Below are 21,067 nucleotides of genomic sequence, written 5' to 3'. Positions count from 1 at the left end.
GCGTCATCCTCTTAAAATTGCGGTAAGGCCCTTATCACGGGCATAGCTTTCCGCGAAGACCAGCAGGGAAGGTGCATCCAAGGGGCTACGGGCGGCCAGATACTCTTCACCCAGCAGGGCATATTTGTTGATACCCAGAGTGTGATAAGGCAAAAAGTGGATTTCTTTCACCCCAATTTCATCAGCAGCAAAATCAACAATCCCTTGTACCGAGCGGCGGTCAGCATTGAAATCTGGGATTAAGGGCACTCGCACCGTAATGCGGGTGCCCGCCGCCGCTAATTGGCGAAAATTATCCATCACCCGCTTGGCCGAACCGCCAGTCCACTGCTGAAAACGGTGCTCATCGGTGTGTTTCAGATCCGCCAACATCAAATCAAGCCACGGCAAAGAGGGGGCAATATAGCGCCATGGCGTATGCAAACAGGATTCCACTGCGGTATGGATGCCTTGCTGATGGCAACGTTGTAATAATTCAGCAGTAACATCCGGCTGCATAAAAGGTTCGCCACCAGATAATGTCACCCCGCCGCCACTGCGCCGGTAAAAGGGCAAGTCGCGCAGTAAGGTCGCCAGAGTGGCGTCAATATCAATTGGGCTGCCACACACTGTTAATGCCGCACTGGGGCAGCGCGTGCTTAGCGCCTGAACATCGCCGTCAGTCAAGCGCTGACGATGAATAACAATTTTATTATCAATATGTTGGATTGCTTGCGGGCAAGTCTGATGACACAAATCACAACCTGATAAACACAGGCGCGGGTCAAATAGCACCTCTGGATGGCGCGAGCGACTTTCTGGATTTTGGCACCAGCGGCAGCTCAACGAGCACCCCTTGAGAAATACCACACTGCGAATACCGGGGCCGTCATGAGTGGAATAACGTTGTAAGTTGAAAATCATCTTATTCCTCCCCTGGGGTGTGATCTCGCCGCTATTGCCGCAATAACCTGCTGTTATTGATGACCAGTATCTGCGTAATATAGGGAAAGAAAAATTGATGAAATTTGCTGAGGAGTTCCTCTTTTATGTCGGCCTCGCGCTTGCAACAACAGTTTATTCGCCTCTGGCAACGTTTTAACGGTTCCCCCACAGAAACCACGCTACAGGAGCTCGCCGACGTGCTCTGCTGCTCGCGCCGCCATGTGCGCTCGTTACTGGGCAGTATGCAGCAAGAGGGCTGGCTCAACTGGCAAGCCGAAGCGGGCAGAGGTAAGCGCTCACAACTGACCTTCCTCTATTCCGGGCTGGCACTGCAACAACAGCGGGCCGAAGAGTTACTCGAGCAAGATAATATTGACCAATTGGTGCAGTTAGTCGGGGATAAAAAAACCGTGCGCCAAATGCTGCTATCCCAGCTGGGGCGCAGCTTCCGCCAAGGAAAACACATTCTGCGGGTGCTCTATTATCGCCCACTGCAAAACCTGTTACCCGGCACCGCACTGCGCCGCTCAGAAACCCATATGGTGCGGCAAATTTTTAACGGCCTAACACGAATAAATGAGGAAAATGGGGAACTGGAAGCGGATTTATCTCATCACTGGCAGGCCATCAGTCCCTTGCATTGGCGCTTTTATTTGCGCCCGGCCATTCATTTTCACCATGGCCGTGAGTTGGATATGCATGATGTGATTGGTAGCCTGACCCGATTAATCCCCCAACCTCTCTTTGCACATATTACGGCGGTGCGCTCCCCCACGCCGTATGTGATTGATGTGCATCTCAGTACCCCAGATAGCTGGCTGCCGTGGTTATTGGGCAGTGTGCACGCCATGATCTTGCCGCAAGAGTGGGAAAATCAACCGGACTTCCGGCGACATCCTATTGGCACTGGCCCTTATTCGGTGATTCGTAATCACCACAGCCAATTGAAAATTCAGGCGTTTGACAACTATTTTGGTTTCCGCGCATTGGTTGATGAAGTCAATATCTGGGTCTTACCGGAGCTATCTGAGGAGCTGGTTTACTCTGGAGTGCAATTGCAGGCGGACGATACCAGTAAAAATGAGCTGGAAAGCCGCTTGGAAGAAGGATGCTACTTTTTGTTATTCGACCAGCGCTCTCCCCAGACTTGCCCTCCCGAGACCCGCCGTTGGCTGTGTGAACTGATAACCCCGGTCGCCCTGCTCAGTCACGCCGATCCTTTTTATCAGCACTACTGGTCGCCCGCCTACGGCATGTTGCCGCGCTGGCACCACAACCGGCTCACCGCATTGGAAGCGAAACCCGAAGGTTTGACCGAGCTGACGCTGACTTTTTACAGTGATCATTCCGAATTTGATGCTATCAGCCAAACACTGACCCAGTTGCTGGCCGCCCAAGGCGTAACATTGAAAATACAAATAGTGGATTACACTCAATGGTATCAGGGGGATGCGCAGAGTGATATTTGGCTTGGCAGCGCCAACTTCTACTTGCCGCTGGAGTTTTCCCTCTTCGCCACCTTGTATGAACTGCCGCTACTGCAATATTGCCTGGACGAGGAACTACACCAAGATGTTGAATTATGGCGTAATAATGCTCTTCCCATGGCGGAATGGAGCCAACGATTGGTCAGCCAGAATCAATTCCATCCGCTGTTCCATCACTGGCTAGAATTATATGGCCAGCACAGTATGCGCGGGGTGCGCATGAACACATTAGGATGGTTTGACTTCAAATCCGCCTGGTTTACACCGCCAGAGGGATAAAGCGGCTTTCACCCGTCCAGATTAATCTCTACAATAGCGCCGTCTCAACGGGGTGCTAAAGGGGGTTTTTCCCCATTTGGCTGAGAGTAAACCCGTCGAACCTGATCCGGTTAACACCGGCGAAGGGATTTGAGAAAGAGAACATCGCCCCCACGCGGCTGATGTTAGCTACCGCCTCAGATACCTTTGCCACCTTTATTCCTAAGGAGTGCAAAGTGTTTAAATGTATGATTCCCTGTTTGTTTTTACTCTCTGCGGCGGCAGTTGCTGCGGATAAACCGACATTGACGGTGTATACCTATGACTCCTTTGCCGCCGACTGGGGCCCTGGGCCGGCGATAAAAAAAGCCTTTGAAGCAGAGTGTGATTGCCAACTGAAATTTGTCGCGCTGGAAGACGGGGTTTCGCTGCTAAACCGCCTGCGGATGGAGGGCAAAAATAGTCAGGCCGATGTGATTTTAGGTTTGGATAACAATCTGGTTCAAGCCGCAGAGCAAACCGGGTTATTTGCGCCAAATCAGGTAGATACCAGCCAGCTGACTTTGCCGGAAAAGTGGCAGAATAAAACTTTCGTCCCCTATGATTATGGCTATTTTGCTTTTGTATATGACAAAAACAAATTGCAAAACCCGCCCAAAAGCCTGCAAGAATTGGTCGACAGCAGCGCGCCGTGGAAAATCATTTATCAAGACCCGCGCACCAGCACCCCAGGCCTCGGTTTAATGCTGTGGATGCAAAAAGTGTATGGCGATAAAGCCCCGCAAGCATGGCAGCAACTGGCGAAAAAAACGGTCACCGTGACCAAAGGCTGGAGCGAAGCTTATGGTCTGTTCCTCAAAGGTGAGGGGGACTTAGTGCTCAGCTACACCACCTCCCCGGCTTATCATCTGATTGAAGAAAAGAAAGCTAACTATGCCGCGGCTGATTTTAGCGAAGGCCACTATTTACAAGTGGAAGTGGCTGGCATGGTCGCGTCGAGCAAACAACCAGAGCTGGCACAGCGCTTTATGCAGTTTATCGTCACCCCGGCATTTCAAAATCATATCCCGACCGGTAACTGGATGTATCCGGTGATAAAAATGGATTTACCGGCCGGATTTGACACCCTGACAGTGCCGCAAAAAGCATTGCAATTTGATGCAAAAGACGTGGCTGATAATCGTGGCAAATGGGTTCAAGCATGGCAATCCGCCGTCAGCCGCTGATCCCCGCCTGGCTGTGGCCGGGGCTACTGGCCGCCTTGCTGATAGTCGGTGTCGCGCTGCTGGCGTTCGGCGCTATCTGGCGTCACGCCCCTGCGGCAGACTGGCAAAGCATCTGGCATGATAGCTATTTGTGGCATGTGATTCGTTTCACTTTCTGGCAAGCATTTCTCTCTGCACTGCTGTCGGTCACCCCGGCGATTTTTCTGGCCCGGGCCTTATATCGCCGCCGCTTCCCCGGCCGCCAACTGATGCTGCGCTTATGCGCGATGACGTTGGTGCTGCCAGTGCTGGTCGCCATCTTTGGCATTTTGACCGTTTATGGCCGCCAAGGGTGGCTGGCGGGGTTATTTGGCTGGCTGGGGCTGGAATACCGCTTCTCACCTTATGGTTTGCCCGGGATTTTACTGGCGCATATCTTCTTTAATATGCCACTGGCGACCCGCCTACTCTTGCAGTCATTGGAAAACATTGCCGTGGAACAGCGCCAATTAGCCGCACAGTTGGGCATGAATGGCTGGCAGCATTTCCGGCTCGTCGAGTGGCCCTATTTACGCCGCCAGATTCTGCCCACCGCTGCACTGATTTTTATGCTGTGTTTCGCCAGCTTCGCCACCGTGCTCTCTTTAGGCGGCGGGCCGCAAGCTACCACAATCGAGCTGGCTATCTATCAAGCGCTCAGTTATGACTACGATTTAGGGCGCGCGGCATTACTGGCACTGATTCAACTGAGTTGCTGCCTCGGCTTGGTGGTGCTGAGCCAACGGCTAAACTCGGTGTTGGCGGTGGGCAATACCCATGGGCAAAGTTGGCGCAACCCGCAAGACAGTTATGGCGCGCGCCTTGGCGACACACTGTTAATTGGCGCGGCATTATTATTGATGGTGCCGCCATTGCTGGCCGTCGTGATTGATGGCAGCAATAAAACCATGCTGACAGTGTTGCAGCAACCGGCACTGTGGCAAGCTTTCTTCACCTCTCTGGTCATCGCCATTGGGGCCGGATTATTATGTATTACCCTGACCATGATGCTGTTGTGGAGCAGCCGTGAATTGAAACTGCGCCAGCACGCAGCTTACGGGCAAGCATTGGAAGTCAGCGGGATGGTGATTCTGGCGATGCCGGGCATTGTGTTGGCGACCGGCTTTTTCTTATTGCTTAATGACACCCTGGGTTTGCCACAATCCCCTTACGCGCTGGTGATGTTGACCAATGCGCTGATGGCCGTGCCCTATGCTTTAAAAGTGCTGGATAATCCGATGCGGGACCTTGCCTGGCGCTACACACCGCTGTGCTTATCACTGGATATTCGCGGCTGGCACCGTTTGCGCCATATTGAGCTAAGTGCGCTGAAACGCCCGCTGGCTCAAGCACTGGCCTTCGCCAGTGTGCTTTCTATCGGGGATTTCGGCGTGGTGGCATTATTTGGCAACGAGCATTTTCGCACCTTGCCATTTTATCTTTATCAGCAGATAGGATCTTATCGCAGCCAGGATGGTGCGGTCACCGCTTTGCTGTTGCTGCTGCTGTGTTTCCTGCTATTTACTTTGATTGAAAAACTGCCGAGCCGCCATGCTAAAGCTTGAGAAAATCACCTATTTATATGACCACTTACCGATGCGTTTTGATTTGCGCATTCAACCCGGTGAGCGGGTGGCCATTCTTGGCCCCAGTGGGGCGGGTAAAAGCACGCTGCTGAGTTTAATTGCCGGGTTTTTAGCCCCCGCCAGCGGCCGTATGTTGCTGAATAATCAAGACCATACTATGACGCCACCCGCGCAACGGCCAGTGTCGATGCTATTTCAGGAAAATAATCTGTTCGCCCATTTGACTGTTGAGCAAAACATTGGCTTGGGGTTGCATCCGGGGCTAAAGCTCAATCACGAGCAAAAATTACGCTTGCGCCACATTGCTCAACAAGTGGGATTGGAACAGTGCCTCGAGCGGCTACCGGCGCAACTTTCTGGCGGCCAGCGCCAGCGGACAGCACTGGCACGCTGCTTGGTGCGCAGCCAGCCCATCCTGCTGCTGGATGAGCCATTTTCCGCGCTCGATCCGGCCCTGCGCAATGAAATGCTGCAATTGGTAGAGAATGTCTGCGAAAATCGGCAATTGACCCTGTTGATGGTATCGCACAATCTGGATGATGCCGCCCGCATTGCCGAGCGCACCTTATTAATTGTCGATGGCCGTATTTACTATGATGGCCCCACCCAAGCATTGGTCAACGGCAGTGCGCCAGAAGCCAGTGTGCTGGGCATTATCACCCGCTCGTAACCGATTATGTTGCCAATACTTTCCACAACAGATGACGGTAAAGTGGCATGATTGGCTGCATATGGAGCCAGGTAAAACTGGCAATCGCCACCATAATGGCAAGCAGCGTCACCCAGCGCAAACGGGCCAAAGGCAACCATTGACTCAGGCGGTCCGGGCTGCGTTTGCCAAAACGCCACCAGCGCCATGATAACCACAATGCCAACCAAATCAGCATCACCACCGCAAATAGCAGCCATTTAAACATATAACTGTTGGCGCTCTGTGGGATATCAATGGCAACGCCGGCCAGTATGCCGGGGAAGAAATAGACCGGCGGCCATGTCAGGCAGCCAATCACATTCGGTAAGGCGAATTTCACTGGCGGTAAATTTAGCATCCCCGCGACCATTGGAACAATCGGCCGGGCCGGGCCAATAAAGCGCCCCAGCAACACCGTCGCCATACTGTGGTTATGCAAGGCGTGCTCGGTTTTATCCAACAGTGATTTATGTTTTTTCAGGAAAGACCAACGATGCAGCGGCGCTTTAAAACGGCGACCGATAAAATACGAGACCCAGTCCCCAACCAAACAACCCACTGTTGCGGCAGCCCAAGCAGAATAAAAGCCCACTTCGCCGCTGCCAATCAACGCGCCCACAGTGGTCATCATGACCGTGCCGGGCAGTAACATGCCGACCAGTGCCAAAGACTCGAAAAAAGTGACTAACATGACGACAAATAGCGTGAAAGCCAGAGATTGCGTCAGTAAATGTAATAAATAGGCTTCCATAAATTTGTCCGTTGGTTAATACCCAAAATTCAGGCGCGGGGGATTGTCCAGCCCATCAAGAAATGAGTCAATCAGCGAATTGTATGAATTAATAGTAAATCATCATTGAAATAGACAATTACTGTATAAATAACCATGCTAAGGTAGCATGAGTTTTCCGACATTATTTCTTAATTATAGGACAGTCGCGTGGCACAACCCCGTCAGGGCTTCCTGCTCACCCGCCACTGGCGAGACACGCAAGCAGGCACCGAAGTTGAATTCTGGTTAGCCACCGATGAAGGGCCGCAGCACATCAGGCTGCCGCCGCAACCTTCGGTGGCATTTATCCCGGCCGAACAGCGCCAACGGGCTGAAACCGTGCTGCGTAATGAACGCCGCTGGCAACTGCGCCCTCTTGAGTTGTCCGATTTCCACCAACGCCCGGTATTGGGCCTGTATTGCAGCCAACATCGCCAATTAATTCGCCTGGAAAAACTGCTCAGAGAAAGCGGTGTGAATGTCTATGAAGGCGATATTCGTCCGCCGGAGCGATTTCTCATGGAGCGCTTCATTACCGCGCCGGTTTGGTTTAGTGGCGAAGAAAATGGCAACGGCCCATTGCTCAATACGCAAATGAAACCGGCAGATGACTATCGCCCGCAACTTAAGCTGGTGTCATTGGATATCGAAACCAGTGAGCACGGCGAGCTTTACTGCATTGGTTTGGAGGGGTGCGGCCAGCGGCAAGTTTACATGCTAGGGCCACCCAATGGCCATTTGGCAGATGAAACCGCGCTGGATTTCAAGCTGGAGTATGTCGCCAGCCGCCCATTGTTACTGGAGAAACTCAACCAATGGCTGGAGACATATGACCCCGATGCCATCATTGGCTGGAATCTGGTGCAATTTGATTTGCGGGTATTACAAAAACACGCCGACCGCTATCAAATCCCCTTGCGCTTTGGCCGGGGCGGTAGCCTGCTGGAATGGCGCGAGCACGGCTTTAAACAGGGGCATTTTTTTGCCTCTGCTGCCGGGCGATTGATCATTGATGGGATTGAAGCGCTGAAATCCGCCACCTGGAATTTCCCATCATTCAGCCTCGAATCAGTCTCACAAACCTTGCTGGGCGAGGGGAAAGCCAGTGACAGCCCCTATCAGCGGATGGATGAAATTAACCAGCGTTTTGCCAATGACAAACCCGCACTGGCACATTATAACCTGAAAGATTGTGAACTGGTGACGCGGATTTTTGCCAAAACCGAGCTGCTCAGCTTCTTGCTCGAGCGCTCAACCGTCACAGGGCTGGCGGCGGATCGCAGTGGCGGCTCGGTCGCGGCTTTTACCCATCTTTATGTGCCGCGCATGCACCGAATGGGCTATGTTGCGCCCAATCTAGGCGAGTTGCCAGAAGAACACAGCCCCGGTGGTTTTGTCATGGACTCACAACCGGGATTGTATGACTCGGTCTTGGTGCTCGACTATAAAAGCCTGTATCCCTCAATTATCCGCACTTTTTTGATTGATCCAGTTGGGTTAGTGGTGGGGATGTCCCAGCCGGATGAACAACATTCAGTGCCCGGCTTTCGTGGTGCCTGGTTCTCGCGCGAAAAACACTGCCTACCGGCGATTGTTAACCAGATATGGCAGGGCCGGGAGGCCGCAAAACAGCAACAAAACAAACCCTTATCCCAGGCATTGAAGATAATTATGAATGCCTTCTATGGCGTTTTGGGTTCCAGCGGCTGCCGTTTTTTCGACCCCAGATTGGCCTCATCGATAACGATGCGCGGCCACGATATCATGCGCCAAACCCGTGAATTGATTGAGGCACAAGGTTATCAGGTCATTTATGGCGATACCGACTCAACCTTTGTTTGGCTGAAAAATGCCCACAATGAAGAACAGGCAGCATGTATCGGCAAAGAGCTGGTGCGCTATGTTAATCAATGGTGGCAAACCCATATCCGTGAAACCTATGATTTACCCTGCGCGCTGGAGTTAGAATTTGAAACCCACTATCGGCGCTTTTTGATGCCCACCATTCGGGGCGCGGAGCAAGGCAGTAAAAAACGCTATGCCGGGCTGATTTCCACCCCCACAGGCGACCAGATGATCTATAAAGGGCTGGAAACCGTGCGCACAGACTGGACGCCGCTGGCCCAGCAATTCCAGCGCGAGTTGTATCTGCGGATTTTCCAGCAGCAACCCTATCAAGATTATGTGCGGGATTATGTCGCCCGCACGCTAAACGGCGAATTAGACGAACAGTTGATTTACCGTAAGCGCCTGCGCCGACGGCTAGATGATTATCAGCGCAATATTCCGCCACATGCCAGAGCGGCGCGTCTGGCTGATGAGTTTAATCGCAAACTTGGCCGACCGCTGCAATATCAAAATGGCGGGTGGATAAGCTATGTAATGACCACCGCAGGCCCCGAGCCCCTTGAAACCCGCCAATCCCCCATTGACTATGATCACTACCTAACGCGCCAGCTACAGCCAGTGGCAGACGCTATACTTCCCTTTATGCATGATGACTTCACGACACTGATAACCGGTCAAATGGGGCTATTTTAATCATAATTGAGTGGTTTTACAGGTGACGAAGCGCTCGCCATCTATTACCATAGCGCCCTTGCCAAAATTCGCATCAATCACATTAACATAATCGACTGGCCGTCATTATCCGCGTAACCGGATGCTGTATTTCAGACAGACTCGTCAACCACGTAAGCGGCGTGGGCGGTAAACTATTGCCAGTAATTTTATTTAGTCACTATAAGCATTTATTTTACAAAGAATTTTTCACCAATAACTGTCCAACAAAAAAATCGAGCCGATAATTTATGCCTTTTACACTTGGTCAACGCTGGATCAGCGACACAGAAAGCGAACTTGGATTGGGTACTGTCGTTGCCATTGACGTACGCATGGTCACCTTACTGTTTCCCGCAACCGGTGAAAACCGCCTTTACGCCAGAAATGACTCGCCCATCACCCGCGTCATGTTCAATCCGGGTGATACCATCACTAACCACGAAGGCTGGCAGCTGAAAGTGGAAGAGGTATCTGAGGAAAATGGGCTGATTACCTATATCGGCACCCGCCTAGATACCGAAGAAACCGGCGTTTCCATGCGTGAAGTTTTGCTCGATAGCAAACTGACTTTTAGCAAGCCGCAAGACAGACTATTTGCCGGCCAAATCGATCGTATGGATCGTTTCGCCCTACGTTTCCGCGCCCGTAAATACCAAAGCGAGCAGTTCCGTCTGCCCTGGAGTGGCTTGCGCGGTATCCGTGCCAGTTTGATCCCACACCAATTACATATCGCTTATGAAGTGGGCCAGCGCCATGCACCGCGCGTATTACTGGCCGATGAAGTGGGATTGGGTAAAACCATCGAAGCTGGCATGATTATCCACCAGCAGCTGCTGTCTGGCCGGGCTGAGCGCATCCTCATCGTAGTACCGGAAAGTCTGCAACATCAGTGGCTGGTCGAAATGCTGCGCCGCTTCAATCTGCGCTTCTCGCTGTTTGATGACAGCCGCTATTCCGAAGCGCTACTCGACAGCACCAATCCATTTGAAACCGAACAGATGGTGATTTGCTCACTGGATTTCGTACGTCGCAATAAGCAGCGCCTGGAACAATTGGCGGATGCATCTTGGGATCTGCTGGTAGTGGATGAAGCTCACCATCTGGCCTGGAGCGAAGAGGCCCCGAGCCGCGAATATCAAGTTATTGAGCAACTGGCCGAACATATTCCCGGCGTATTGCTATTGACCGCAACCCCCGAGCAACTGGGCCAGCAAAGTCACTTTGCCCGCTTGCGCCTACTGGATCCCGACCGCTTCCACGATTACGAAGAGTTTGTTAATGAGCAGCAAAAATATCGTCCAATCGCCGATGCAGTCACCTTGCTGTTGGGCGGTGAGCACTTAGCTGACGACAAACTGAACCTGTTGGGCGAGCTCATTAATGAGCAGGATATTGAGCCGCTGCTGAAAGCAGCCAACAGCCAAAGTGAAGATAGCGAAGCTGCGCGTCAAGAACTGGTCACAATGCTGATGGACAGGCATGGCACCAGCCGTATTTTGTTCCGCAATACACGTAATGGCGTAAAAGGTTTCCCGCACCGTGTTTTGCATCAGATTAAGCTGTCATTACCGACGCAATATCAGACAGCGATTAAAGTATCCGGCATTATGGGGGCCAAGAAACCCCTGGAAGCGCGCGCCAAAGACATGCTTTACCCGGAGCAAATCTATCAAGAATTTGAGGGTGAAAATGCCACGTGGTGGAACTTTGACCCGCGCGTTGAATGGCTGCTTAACTACCTGATTGCTAACCGCAACGAAAAAGTGCTGGTTATCTGCGCGCAAGCCGCCACCGCATTGCAGCTCGAACAAGTATTGCGCGAGCGAGAAGCTATCCGTGCCGCCGTGTTCCATGAAGGTTTATCGCTGATTGAACGTGACCGCGCAGCGGCCTATTTTGCATCTGAAGAAGATGGCGCACAGGTGCTATTGTGTTCAGAAATCGGCTCTGAGGGGCGTAACTTCCAATTTGCTTGCCAGTTGGTAATGTTTGATTTGCCCTTTAACCCAGACTTGCTTGAACAGCGTATTGGCCGCTTGGACCGTATTGGCCAAAACCGTGAAATCCAAATCATGGTGCCTTATCTGGAAAATACCGCGCAGGCCATACTGGTGCGTTGGTATCACGAAGGTTTGGATGCTTTTGAACATACCTGCCCAACCGGTCGCACCATTTATGACAGTGGCTATCAGGAATTAATTACCTATCTGGCGACGCCGAATGAACAGGAAGGGTTGGATGAATTTATCCACACCTGCCGCCAGCAGCATGAGGGGTTAAAACTCCAATTAGAACAGGGCCGTGACCGCCTGCTAGAGATGCACTCCAATGGCGGTGAGCATGGGCAAGAACTGGCGCAAATCATTGCTGACCAAGACAATGATGTGAATTTAGTCAGTTTCGCCCTGAATCTGTTCGATATCGTGGGGATTAACCAAGAAGACCGCAGCGATAATTTGATTGTGCTGACGCCATCTGACCATATGCTAGTACCCGATTTCCCTGGGCTGCCGCAGGATGGTTGCACAGTCACATTTGATCGCGAACAAGCCTTATCGCGCGAAGATGCCCAGTTTGTCAGTTGGGAGCACCCCATTATCCGTAACGGTCTGGACCTTATCTTGTCAGGCGACACCGGTAGCTGCGCAGTTTCTCTGTTAAAAAACAAAGCATTACCGGTGGGCACTCTGCTTGCTGAGCTGGTCTATGTGGTTGAAGCACAGGCGCCGAAGCACCTGCAACTGACTCGTTTTTTACCCCCGACACCGGTGCGGATGCTGATGGACAGAAATGGCACCAATTTGGCGGCGCAGGTTGAATTTGAAAGTTTTAATCGCCAACTGAATGCCGTCAATCGCCACACCTCCAGCAAACTGGTCAATGCAGTGCAGCAAGAAGTTCATACCATGCTACAACAAGCAGAAGCATTGGTTGAGGGACAAGCGCGTATATTGATTGAATCAGCCAAGCATGAAGCGGACGATAAACTGAGTGCTGAACTGGCACGTCTGGAAGCACTGAAAGCGGTTAATCCCAATATTCGTGATGACGAAATAGAGGCTCTGGAACATAACCGTAAAATGGTGCTGGAAAACCTGAATCAGGCCGGCTGGCGTTTGGATGCTATCCGTCTGGTCGTGGTAACACACCAGTAATCCTCAGCAATAACAACCAGTTACTGGGATACCCTGCATTTTAAAAGCTGCAGGGTATAGTAATGGAGTAGTAATGGAACCCTATAACCCTCCCCGCGACCCATGGCTGCATATCCTGTATCAGGATGAACACATCATGGTGGTGAATAAACCTAGCGGGTTACTTTCAGTACCTGGCCGTGCTGCGGAACATAAAGACAGCATAATGACACGTATTCAGGCCGATTATCCTGCTGCTGAATCTGTTCATCGGCTGGATATGGCAACCAGTGGCGTGATTGTCGTCGCACTGAACAAAGCCGCGGAGCGCGAACTGAAGCGGCAATTTCGGGAACGTGAGCCGAAAAAGTCTTATCTTGCACGAGTATGGGGCCATCTAGCGCAAGATGAAGGGTTGATTGACCTGCCTTTAATTTGCGACTGGCCGAATCGGCCCAAACAAAAAGTGTGTTACGAAACTGGAAAACCTTCCCAAACTCAGTATCAGGTGTTATCCCGCGATGCTGACGGCAGTACTCGCGTCAAGCTATCCCCCATTACGGGCCGTTCACACCAACTGCGGGTGCATATGCTGGCGATGGGTCATCCTATCTTGGGGGATCGGTTTTATGCTCATCCAGAAGCAAAAGCGATGGCATCCCGATTACAGCTACATGCGCAGGAATTATGTATTACTCATCCAGAATTTGGCACAGCAATGCATTTTAAATGTGAAGCTCCTTTTTAATATTTATTAACCTTAATGAGCCACCGCACCCTAAATGCGGGGCGGCCTCATTACATCTCAATTGACGATTAGAGAATAAATATAATATTTTAACATTACAAACAAAAATAAAAACAACAAATTGGACAATAATACTTTCTTGCCTATGCACCAATAAAGGAATGTTATTATGTCTACAGCCGAAATTTGCTCAAAAGATGCTATTAACTCAGAGAGTATTAAAGGAGAGAAAATAAGAAGCCGCATCCACCGGTTTGATAAAGGTGATATTGATGCATTGGCTGGGTATTCCATCAGCATGAATACTCACTCACAAAACAGGCACCACCAAGGGAACACCACACCAAGCGAAGCAGAAAGAGAGAAAAAGAAAGCAATTGAATTACAAAACATTTCTATTCAACAGAAAGAAGATTCATATAAAAATGATAAAGAACTTACTTTTTTTCTTCCTAAAGAAAAAGGGAATTATCGCAGTGAAATATCCGCGACCGGCGCAATAAAAATAGATAGTGAGTCATCCTATTCATTTGATTTTAAAGCCACATCCCTACCTAACGACTTGATTATATATCAAATAAGAGAACTGGGCGGTAGCATGAAGACTCTGGGGGGTGACCGCCCCTCTTTCGCCTTGCGCATAAAACAAGATGGGGCGCTAATGTGCACATTCAACAGTGTCAATCAAAGCAACTTACCCACGGAAGCTAATGACAATACGTTCCAGAATGAGAATATATTATTAAAGAATATTGAACTAGGGAGATATTATAATATAAAAATTGGTACAATCATGGAGCGGGATCACCCAGAAATTAAAATATCAATTGATAATGAACTTATATTTCAGCGAGCCCCCCCCTTTGGGGCTTTAGATTCAAAAACATTTTATAGTAAGTATGGTGCTTACGCTGCTCAGCAGAAAAATAAAGAGGGGAGCAGTGATTCTGAAGTCAGTTTTGATAATATTAAAGAAGTACATTATCAATATTCCCCTCAGATAATAGCCATAGAGAATACCTGCCCGCCATCATTACCGCTGCGTTAATACTTTAAAACGGCATTTTGCATGCAAAGAAAGAGCGAAAGAGGTCAAATATCAGACATCTTTCGCTCCGTGTTACTTAAACCCTTTCTCGCGCTTAATCAAATCATAGGCGGCCTGAATTTCTTGGGCTTTTTGCTTCGCCATCTCCATCATTTCGGGCGGCAAACCTTTCGCCACCAATTTATCCGGATGATGCTCCCCCATTAATTTACGATAAGCCCGTTTGATGGTCACACTGTCATCGGTGGTGCTGACCCCCAGCACTTTGCAGGCGTCTTGCAGTGTCGGGCCACGTGATGCTTGCTGGTAGCCCCCCTGAGAGTAGCCGCCCTGCTGGCCTTGCCAACCACCATGGCCACCAAACTGACGCCCACCTTCAATCATGCTCAGGAACTGATCAAACTGACCGCGCGAAATCCCCAGCTCTTCAGCAATCACATACAACACTTGCCGCTCATTGGGATGCAAAGAGCCATCAGCAAATGCGGCCTGCAACTGAATTTCCAGAAACATCCGAATTAAATCAAAACGGCCAAAACAAACGCCGCGCAGTTCCTGCAATCTTTCCCGTAATGGGAACCCACTCTCTTTCCCCTCACGAAATGCTTGCTGTGCCGCGGTTCGGGCTTCGCCATGCAATTGCATTCTATCCATCAATTGGCTGGCAAGTTGAATATCAACCTCCGTCACTCGCCCTTTGGCCTTGGTTAAATGCCCCATAACCTGAAAAGTGGCGCGGAAAAAAATTAATTGTCGTGTTTGTTGATCGGCAAAATAGCCGCGACGCTTAGTGCTGCGCGCCTTGTCGACCATATGGCCAACAAGCAACCCCAGAATTGCACCCCAGACTCCACCGGACAGAAAGCCCAATATCAGACCGAGCAGTTTTCCCCAATACTGCATATACTCCTCAATTCATCATGCCGTCAGTCAAAATTTGCATTATCATACTCGGCATTCAGCTCAGCGCCTAACAGCGAGACGTGTAAACGGCCGGATTTAACACTAGCGCAACTGTGATGAGTAATATAGTCTCAGACCGTTTGCCGGCATGATGCCCCCCGATGACGGAACACCAAAACCGCGTATGAAAAAAAGATTCCCAACACTGCTGGCCACATTGATATGGACGGCACTATATAGCCAGCACACCCTGGCTGACCTTGCCGAGCAATGCATGCTTGGCGTACCGACCTATGACCAACCTTTGGTCACCGGCGATCCTAATCAGCTGCCGGTGCGCATTAATGCGGATAAAACCGAAGCTAATTATCCGGATAATGCCCTGTTCACGGGCAATGTTGTTGTTCAACAAGGCAATAGCACGTTGACGGCTAATCAGGTCGAACTGAATCAAGTACAGAAACCGGGTGAAGCCATCCCGGTTCGCACCGTCACTGCGACCGGTGATGTTAATTATGATGATCCGCAAATTAAGCTGAAAGGCCCCAAAGCTTGGTCAAACTTGAATACCAAAGACACTGATATGAACAAAGGCAACTATCAGATGGTGGGGCGTCAAGGGCGTGGCGATGCGGATTTAATGAAATTACGTGGGCAAAACCGCTATACCATTTTGGATAACGGGACGTTTACCTCCTGCTTACCCGGTGATAATAGTTGGAGCGTCGTGGGCTCTGAAGTTATCCACGACCGCGAAGAGCAAGTAGCAGAAATCTGGAACGCCCGCTTTAAAATTGGCAAAGTACCGGTGTTCTATAGCCCATATATGCAATTGCCAGTTGGCGACAAACGCCGATCCGGTTTTTTGATCCCTAATGCCAAGTACACCAGTAATAACGGCTTTGAGTTTATGCTGCCGTATTACTGGAACATAGCCCCCAACTTCGATGCCACCATTACGCCTCATTACATGGAGCGGCGTGGCATGCAGTGGCAAAACGAGTTCCGCTACTTGCTGGCTCCGGGTTCAGGCACCATGGCCCTGGATTGGCTACCCAATGACCGGCTATACAAAGGGGCCAATGGCACAGAGCAAGACCCAACCCGTTGGCTGTTCTACTGGGGCCATTCCGGTGTAATGGATAAATTCTGGCGCTTTAACGTCAATTATACCCGCGTTAGTGACCCCAATTATTTTACTGATTTAACATCACAATACGGTTCAACCACTGACGGTTATGCCACACAAATTTTCAGTGTTGGCTATGCTAATGAGAACTGGGATGCCACATTGGCCTCCAAGCAGTTCCAAGTATTTAATAATGCCGGTAACAGTAATGCTTATCGCGCCCAGCCGCAGTTGGACATGAATTACTACAAAAATGACATCGGCCCATTTGATTTACATGTCTATGGTCAAGCAGCCAAATTTACCAGCGTCAATCCGGATAATCCGGAAGCCAGCCGTTTCCATGTCGAGCCGTCTATCAATCTGCCCTTGTCCAACAGCTGGGGTAGCTTGAATACGGAAGCAAAATTACTGGCAACTCACTATCAGCAAGATATTCCAAATGGCTTTGCCCGCTACTATTCCAGTGCTAATGGTGGTGAAGCAGCGCCTAATTTGCAGGATTCTGTTGACCGCGTCATGCCACAATTTAAGATGGACGGCAAAGTGGTCTTTGACCGGCCAATGGATTGGGCGACGGACTTTACCCAAACATTAGAACCGCGCGTACAGTATCTTTACGTTCCTTATCGGAATCAGGATGATATCTATATTTATGACACCACATTGATGCAGTCGGACTACTCCGGCCTGTTCCGTGACCGCACTTATAGCGGCCTGGATCGCATAGCTTCAGCGAATCAAGTGTCTACCGGTTTAACTTCGCGCATTTATGATGATGAACTGGTTGAACGTTTTAACGTTTCAGTAGGTCAAATCTATTACTTCAGCCGTTCGCGGACAGGTAATAGTGAAACCATCGATAACAGTGATGATACTGGTAGCTTGGTTTGGGCTGGTGATACATTCTGGCGTATTAATGATCAACTGGGTCTGAAAGGCGGCGCACAGTATGATACCCGCTTGGGGAGTTTGACCCTGGGTAACGCGGTAATGGAGTATAGGAAAGACTCAGAGCGTATGATTCAATTGAATTATCGCTATGCTAGCCCGGAATATATTCAAGCGGCAGTACCAAACGTGAAAAGTCCAGGTTATCAACAGGGGATTTCCCAAGTCGGTACTACTGCCAGCTGGCCGATTGCAGACCGCTGGGCATTGGTTGGCGCGTATTATTATGATACCAAGGCCAATCAGCCTGCCAGCCAATTGGTTGGTGTGCAGTACAACACCTGCTGCTGGGCCATTAACTTGGGGTATGAGCGGAAAATCACTGGTTGGAACGCAACTAATGAAACCAGTAAATATGACAACAGAGTCAGCTTCAATATCGAATTACGCGGTCTGAGCAGCGACCATAGTCTGGGTACTGCGCAGATGTTAGGCTCGGGTATCCTGCCTTATCAAAGTGCATTCTGATACTGTGTAACACACTGAATACAGTGAATTTTAACCCGCGAAAGCGGATTACATAAATGGAAAAGGTATGAAGAACTGGAGAACGCTTATTCTCGGATTGGTTGTCTGTGCCAATACCGCGTTCGCAGCACCACAAGAAGTTGATAAAGTTGCCGCTGTGGTTGATAACGGCGTAGTTCTGCAAAGTGATGTCGACGGACTGTTACAATCAGTGAAACTGAATGCGCAGCAAGCAGGGCAGCAAGTTCCGGATGATGCGACATTGCGCCATCAAATTCTTGAGCGCTTGATCATGGATAATATCCAATTGCAGATGGCCAAGAAGATGGGGATCACCATCAGTGACGAAGCGCTGGATAAAGCTATTGCGGATATCGCCGCGCAAAACCGGATGACGCCAGCTCAAATGCGCAGCCGTTTAGCTGCCGATGGCCTGAATTACGACACTTATCGTGAGCAGATCCGCAAAGAAATGCTGACGTCAGAAGTGCGTAACAATGAAGTGCGACGCCGTATTACTATTCTGCCCCAAGAAGTTGAGTCGTTAGCCAAACAAGTTGGCAACCAAACCAGCGGTGATGCAGAACTGAATCTCAGCCACATTCTGATCCCCCTGCCGGAAAACCCGTCTCAGCAACAGGTTGATCAAGCTGAAGACCTGGCTAACAAATTGGTTTCCGATATCAAAGGTGGCGCTGATTTTGGTAAATTGGCCATTGCAAACTCCGCTGACTCACAGGCGCTGAAAGGCGGCCAAATGGGTTGGGGTAAATTGCAGGAGCTGCCTTCTTTGTTTGCCGAAAGACTGCAATCGGCTAACAAGGGCGATGTTGTCGGCCCAATCCGTTCCGGTGTTGGCTTCCACATTCTAAAGGTCAATGATATCCGCGGTGCGGATAAAACTATTTCAGTGACTGAAGTCCACGCCCGTCATATCTTGCTGAAACCATCACCGGTTATGACCGATGACCAGGCTCGTGCCAAATTAGCGGCGGCCGCAGCAGATATTAAGAGCGGGAAAGCCAACTTCGCCACCATCGCCAAAGAGATTTCGCAAGACCCAGGTTCTGCGATGCAAGGTGGTGACTTGGGTTGGGCATCGCCAGATATTTATGATCCGGCGTTCCGCGATGCCGTCATGAAACTGCAAAAAGGCGAAATCAGCGCACCGGTTCACTCCTCTTTCGGCTGGCATTTGATTCAGGTTGTTGATACCCGCCAGGTAGACAAAACCGATGCAGCCCAGAAAGACAGAGCGTACCGTATGCTCTTTAGCCGTAAGTTTGCCGAAGAAGCTCAAACTTGGATGCAAGAGCAACGTGCAGCAGCTTATGTGAAAATTCTCGATGGTAGTGATGCTAAACCACAATAATCGTATTGTTATTACCCCCGGTGAACCCGCCGGGGTGGGGCCGGATTTAGTCGTCGCCCTAGCGCAACAGGATTGGCCTGTTGAGTTGGTGGTGTGCGCTGATCCGGCCTTACTCCTTGCTCGTGCCAGTCAGCTTAAACTGCCATTGCAGCTACGTGAATACCAGCCAGATAAAACAGCATTAGCGCAGCGCGCTGGCACACTGACAATTTTGCCGGTGAAAACCGCCGCCGAGGTGGCACCTGGCAAACTTGATGTCAATAACAGCCGCTATGTTGTTGAAACACTGGCTAAAGCCTGTGATGGTGCCATCAGTGGCGAATTTGCCGCCTTGGTCACCGGCCCAGTGCAAAAAAGTATTATCAATGATGCCGGGATCCCTTTTATCGGGCATACCGAGTTTTTTGCTGACCGCAGCCACTGCCCGCGGGTCGTGATGATGTTGGCAACTGAAGAGCTACGGGTGGCGCTGGCAACTACTCACTTGCCTTTACTGGCAGTACCTGGCGCCATAACACAGGCTAGTCTGCACGAAGTGATCACCATCCTTGATAGTGACTTGAAAACCAAATTTGGTATTCGCCAACCGCAGATTTATGTCTGTGGGTTGAATCCTCATGCGGGCGAAGGTGGTCATATGGGCCATGAAGAGATTGAGACCATTATTCCGGCGCTCGATGCACTGCGCCAGCAGGGAATAAATCTTATCGGCCCGCTTCCCGCAGACACATTATTTCAGCCTAAATATCTGCAACATGCTGATGCTGTCCTTGCCATGTACCATGATCAAGGGCTGCCAGTGTTGAAATATCAAGGGTTTGGTCGGGCAGTGAATATCACTCTCGGGCTACCTTTTATCCGCACATCTGTGGATCACGGCACCGCTTTAGAACTCGCCGCAACCGGTTCTGCCGATGTCGGCAGTTTCATTACGGCATTAAACTTAGCCATTAAAATGATAAATAACAGCAATGAATAATAGAGTCCACCAAGGGCATTTTGCCCGCAAACGCTTTGGACAAAACTTTTTAAACGATCAGTTTGTCATCGACAGCATTGTCTCCGCTATCCATCCGGTTCCTGGTGAAGCGGTTGTTGAAATTGGCCCCGGTTTAGGTGCATTAACTGAGCCCGTGGCTGCGCGTATGGATCACATGACGGTCATCGAGTTAGACCGCGACTTAGCCGCCCGTCTGGCCAGCCATCCCCAGCTGAAAGACAAGCTCACTATCCATCAAGAAGATGCGATGAAAATCAACTTTTCGGAGTTGGCCGAGCGCGCCGGGCAGCCATTACGCGTGTTTGGTAACTTGCCATACAACATCTCAACCCCGCTAATGTTCCATCTTTTCAGCTATACTGATGCAATACGTGACATGCATTTCATGTTGCAAAAAGAGGTGGTTAACCGCTTGGTAGCCGGGCCGAACAGTAAAGCATATGGCCGCCTGACTGTGATGGCGCAATACTATTGCAACGTCATACCGGTGCTGGAAGTGCCGCCAACGGCGTTCACTCCGGCGCCGAAAGTTGATTCAGCGGTGGTGCGCCTAATTCCTCATGTACAGATGCCTCACCCAGTGGGCGATGTACGTATGCTTAGCCGCATTACCACACAAGCTTTTAATCAGCGCAGAAAAACGGTGCGCAACAGCTTGGGTGACCTGTTCACCCCTGATCAATTAATCGCGTTAGGGATTGACCCAATACTACGGGCTGAGAATATTTCGGTCGCGCAATACTGTAAGTTAGCTAACTGGCTTTCAGCTCAATCGACACCGCAAGAATAA

The 21,067-nt window shown here is 50.3% G+C and carries 15 protein-coding genes and 1 riboswitch; of the genes, 12 read left to right on the top strand and 3 right to left on the bottom strand.

Going from position 1 to position 21,067, the window contains the following annotated elements; all coding sequences use genetic code 11:
* Positions 1-3: 3 nt before the first annotated feature.
* A complete protein-coding gene (locus D5F51_RS03805) occupies positions 4-903 on the bottom strand; it encodes a glycyl-radical enzyme activating protein (RefSeq protein WP_129195656.1) in 900 nt (299 codons plus the stop codon).
* 125 nt (positions 904-1,028) lie between these two features.
* On the opposite strand from D5F51_RS03805, the gene sgrR reads away from it, so the two are divergent.
* The 4 genes from sgrR to thiQ all read left to right on the top strand — a co-directional run bounded on the left by sgrR (position 1,029) and on the right by thiQ (position 6,169).
* The gene (sgrR, locus tag D5F51_RS03800) at positions 1,029-2,690 is read left to right on the top strand and encodes an HTH-type transcriptional regulator SgrR (RefSeq protein WP_129195655.1); all 1,662 of its coding nucleotides are present in this window, start codon (positions 1,029-1,031) and stop codon (positions 2,688-2,690) included.
* A 38-nt stretch (positions 2,691-2,728) separates the two neighbouring features.
* A riboswitch (TPP riboswitch) is annotated at positions 2,729-2,836 on the top strand.
* A gap of 69 nt (positions 2,837-2,905) precedes the next feature.
* Positions 2,906-3,895, top strand: a complete 990-nt coding sequence (gene thiB / locus D5F51_RS03795) for a thiamine ABC transporter substrate binding subunit (RefSeq protein ID WP_145507599.1) — start codon at positions 2,906-2,908, stop codon at positions 3,893-3,895.
* Positions 3,871-5,478 (top strand): thiamine/thiamine pyrophosphate ABC transporter permease ThiP, encoded by a 1,608-nt coding sequence (thiP, locus tag D5F51_RS03790; protein ID WP_129195654.1) that lies wholly within the window; start codon positions 3,871-3,873, stop codon positions 5,476-5,478. The genes thiB and thiP overlap by 25 nt, the downstream gene beginning before the upstream one ends.
* Positions 5,465-6,169, top strand: a complete 705-nt coding sequence (thiQ, locus tag D5F51_RS03785; protein WP_129195653.1) for a thiamine ABC transporter ATP-binding protein ThiQ — start codon at positions 5,465-5,467, stop codon at positions 6,167-6,169. Before thiP ends, thiQ begins: the two co-directional genes overlap by 14 nt.
* 4 nt (positions 6,170-6,173) lie before the next feature.
* Here thiQ and D5F51_RS03780 read toward each other — a convergent pair whose 3' ends face one another.
* Positions 6,174-6,941: a DedA family protein gene (locus D5F51_RS03780; protein ID WP_129195652.1), complete on the bottom strand. Its 768-nt coding sequence runs from the start codon at positions 6,939-6,941 to the stop codon at positions 6,174-6,176.
* 189 nt (positions 6,942-7,130) lie between these two features.
* Between D5F51_RS03780 and D5F51_RS03775 the strand changes: the two genes are divergently transcribed.
* The 4 genes from D5F51_RS03775 to D5F51_RS03760 all read left to right on the top strand — a co-directional run bounded on the left by D5F51_RS03775 (position 7,131) and on the right by D5F51_RS03760 (position 14,454).
* A complete protein-coding gene (locus tag D5F51_RS03775; protein WP_129195651.1) occupies positions 7,131-9,503 on the top strand; it encodes a DNA polymerase II in 2,373 nt (790 codons plus the stop codon).
* A 269-nt stretch (positions 9,504-9,772) separates the two neighbouring features.
* On the top strand, positions 9,773-12,679 hold the full coding sequence (gene rapA, locus D5F51_RS03770; protein WP_025379536.1) for an RNA polymerase-associated protein RapA: 2,907 nt from the start codon (positions 9,773-9,775) through the stop codon (positions 12,677-12,679).
* Between the two features lie 73 nt (positions 12,680-12,752).
* Positions 12,753-13,406, top strand: coding sequence for a bifunctional tRNA pseudouridine(32) synthase/23S rRNA pseudouridine(746) synthase RluA (rluA, locus tag D5F51_RS03765; RefSeq protein WP_087769304.1), 654 nt, complete (start codon positions 12,753-12,755; stop codon positions 13,404-13,406).
* 169 nt (positions 13,407-13,575) lie between these two features.
* Entirely contained in the window at positions 13,576-14,454 is an 879-nt protein-coding gene (locus tag D5F51_RS03760; RefSeq protein WP_129195650.1) for a heparin lyase I family protein, read from the top strand.
* 72 nt (positions 14,455-14,526) lie between these two features.
* Here the strand turns inward: D5F51_RS03760 and djlA are convergent, their stop codons facing one another.
* Complete coding sequence (gene djlA, locus D5F51_RS03755) at positions 14,527-15,357, bottom strand: co-chaperone DjlA (protein WP_025379539.1); 831 nt, start codon at positions 15,355-15,357, stop codon at positions 14,527-14,529.
* A 184-nt stretch (positions 15,358-15,541) separates the two neighbouring features.
* On the opposite strand from djlA, the gene lptD reads away from it, so the two are divergent.
* The 4 genes from lptD to rsmA all read left to right on the top strand — a co-directional run bounded on the left by lptD (position 15,542) and on the right by rsmA (position 21,067).
* The gene (gene lptD, locus D5F51_RS03750) at positions 15,542-17,905 is read left to right on the top strand and encodes an LPS assembly protein LptD (RefSeq protein WP_129195649.1); all 2,364 of its coding nucleotides are present in this window, start codon (positions 15,542-15,544) and stop codon (positions 17,903-17,905) included.
* Positions 17,906-17,972: 67 nt separating this feature from the next.
* Positions 17,973-19,277: a peptidylprolyl isomerase SurA gene (gene surA / locus D5F51_RS03745; protein ID WP_087769552.1), complete on the top strand. Its 1,305-nt coding sequence runs from the start codon at positions 17,973-17,975 to the stop codon at positions 19,275-19,277.
* The gene (gene pdxA, locus D5F51_RS03740) at positions 19,261-20,256 is read left to right on the top strand and encodes a 4-hydroxythreonine-4-phosphate dehydrogenase PdxA (RefSeq protein ID WP_129199170.1); all 996 of its coding nucleotides are present in this window, start codon (positions 19,261-19,263) and stop codon (positions 20,254-20,256) included. Before surA ends, pdxA begins: the two co-directional genes overlap by 17 nt.
* Positions 20,249-21,067, top strand: coding sequence for a 16S rRNA (adenine(1518)-N(6)/adenine(1519)-N(6))-dimethyltransferase RsmA (gene rsmA / locus D5F51_RS03735; protein WP_025379543.1), 819 nt, complete (start codon positions 20,249-20,251; stop codon positions 21,065-21,067). The genes pdxA and rsmA overlap by 8 nt, the downstream gene beginning before the upstream one ends.

Origin of the sequence: Yersinia hibernica (assembly GCF_004124235.1) — a bacterium.
Lineage (GTDB): Bacteria > Pseudomonadota > Gammaproteobacteria > Enterobacterales > Enterobacteriaceae > Yersinia > Yersinia hibernica.
The sequence above is the reverse complement of the archived record's forward strand: the minus strand, read 5'-3'. Positions and strand labels throughout refer to the sequence as shown.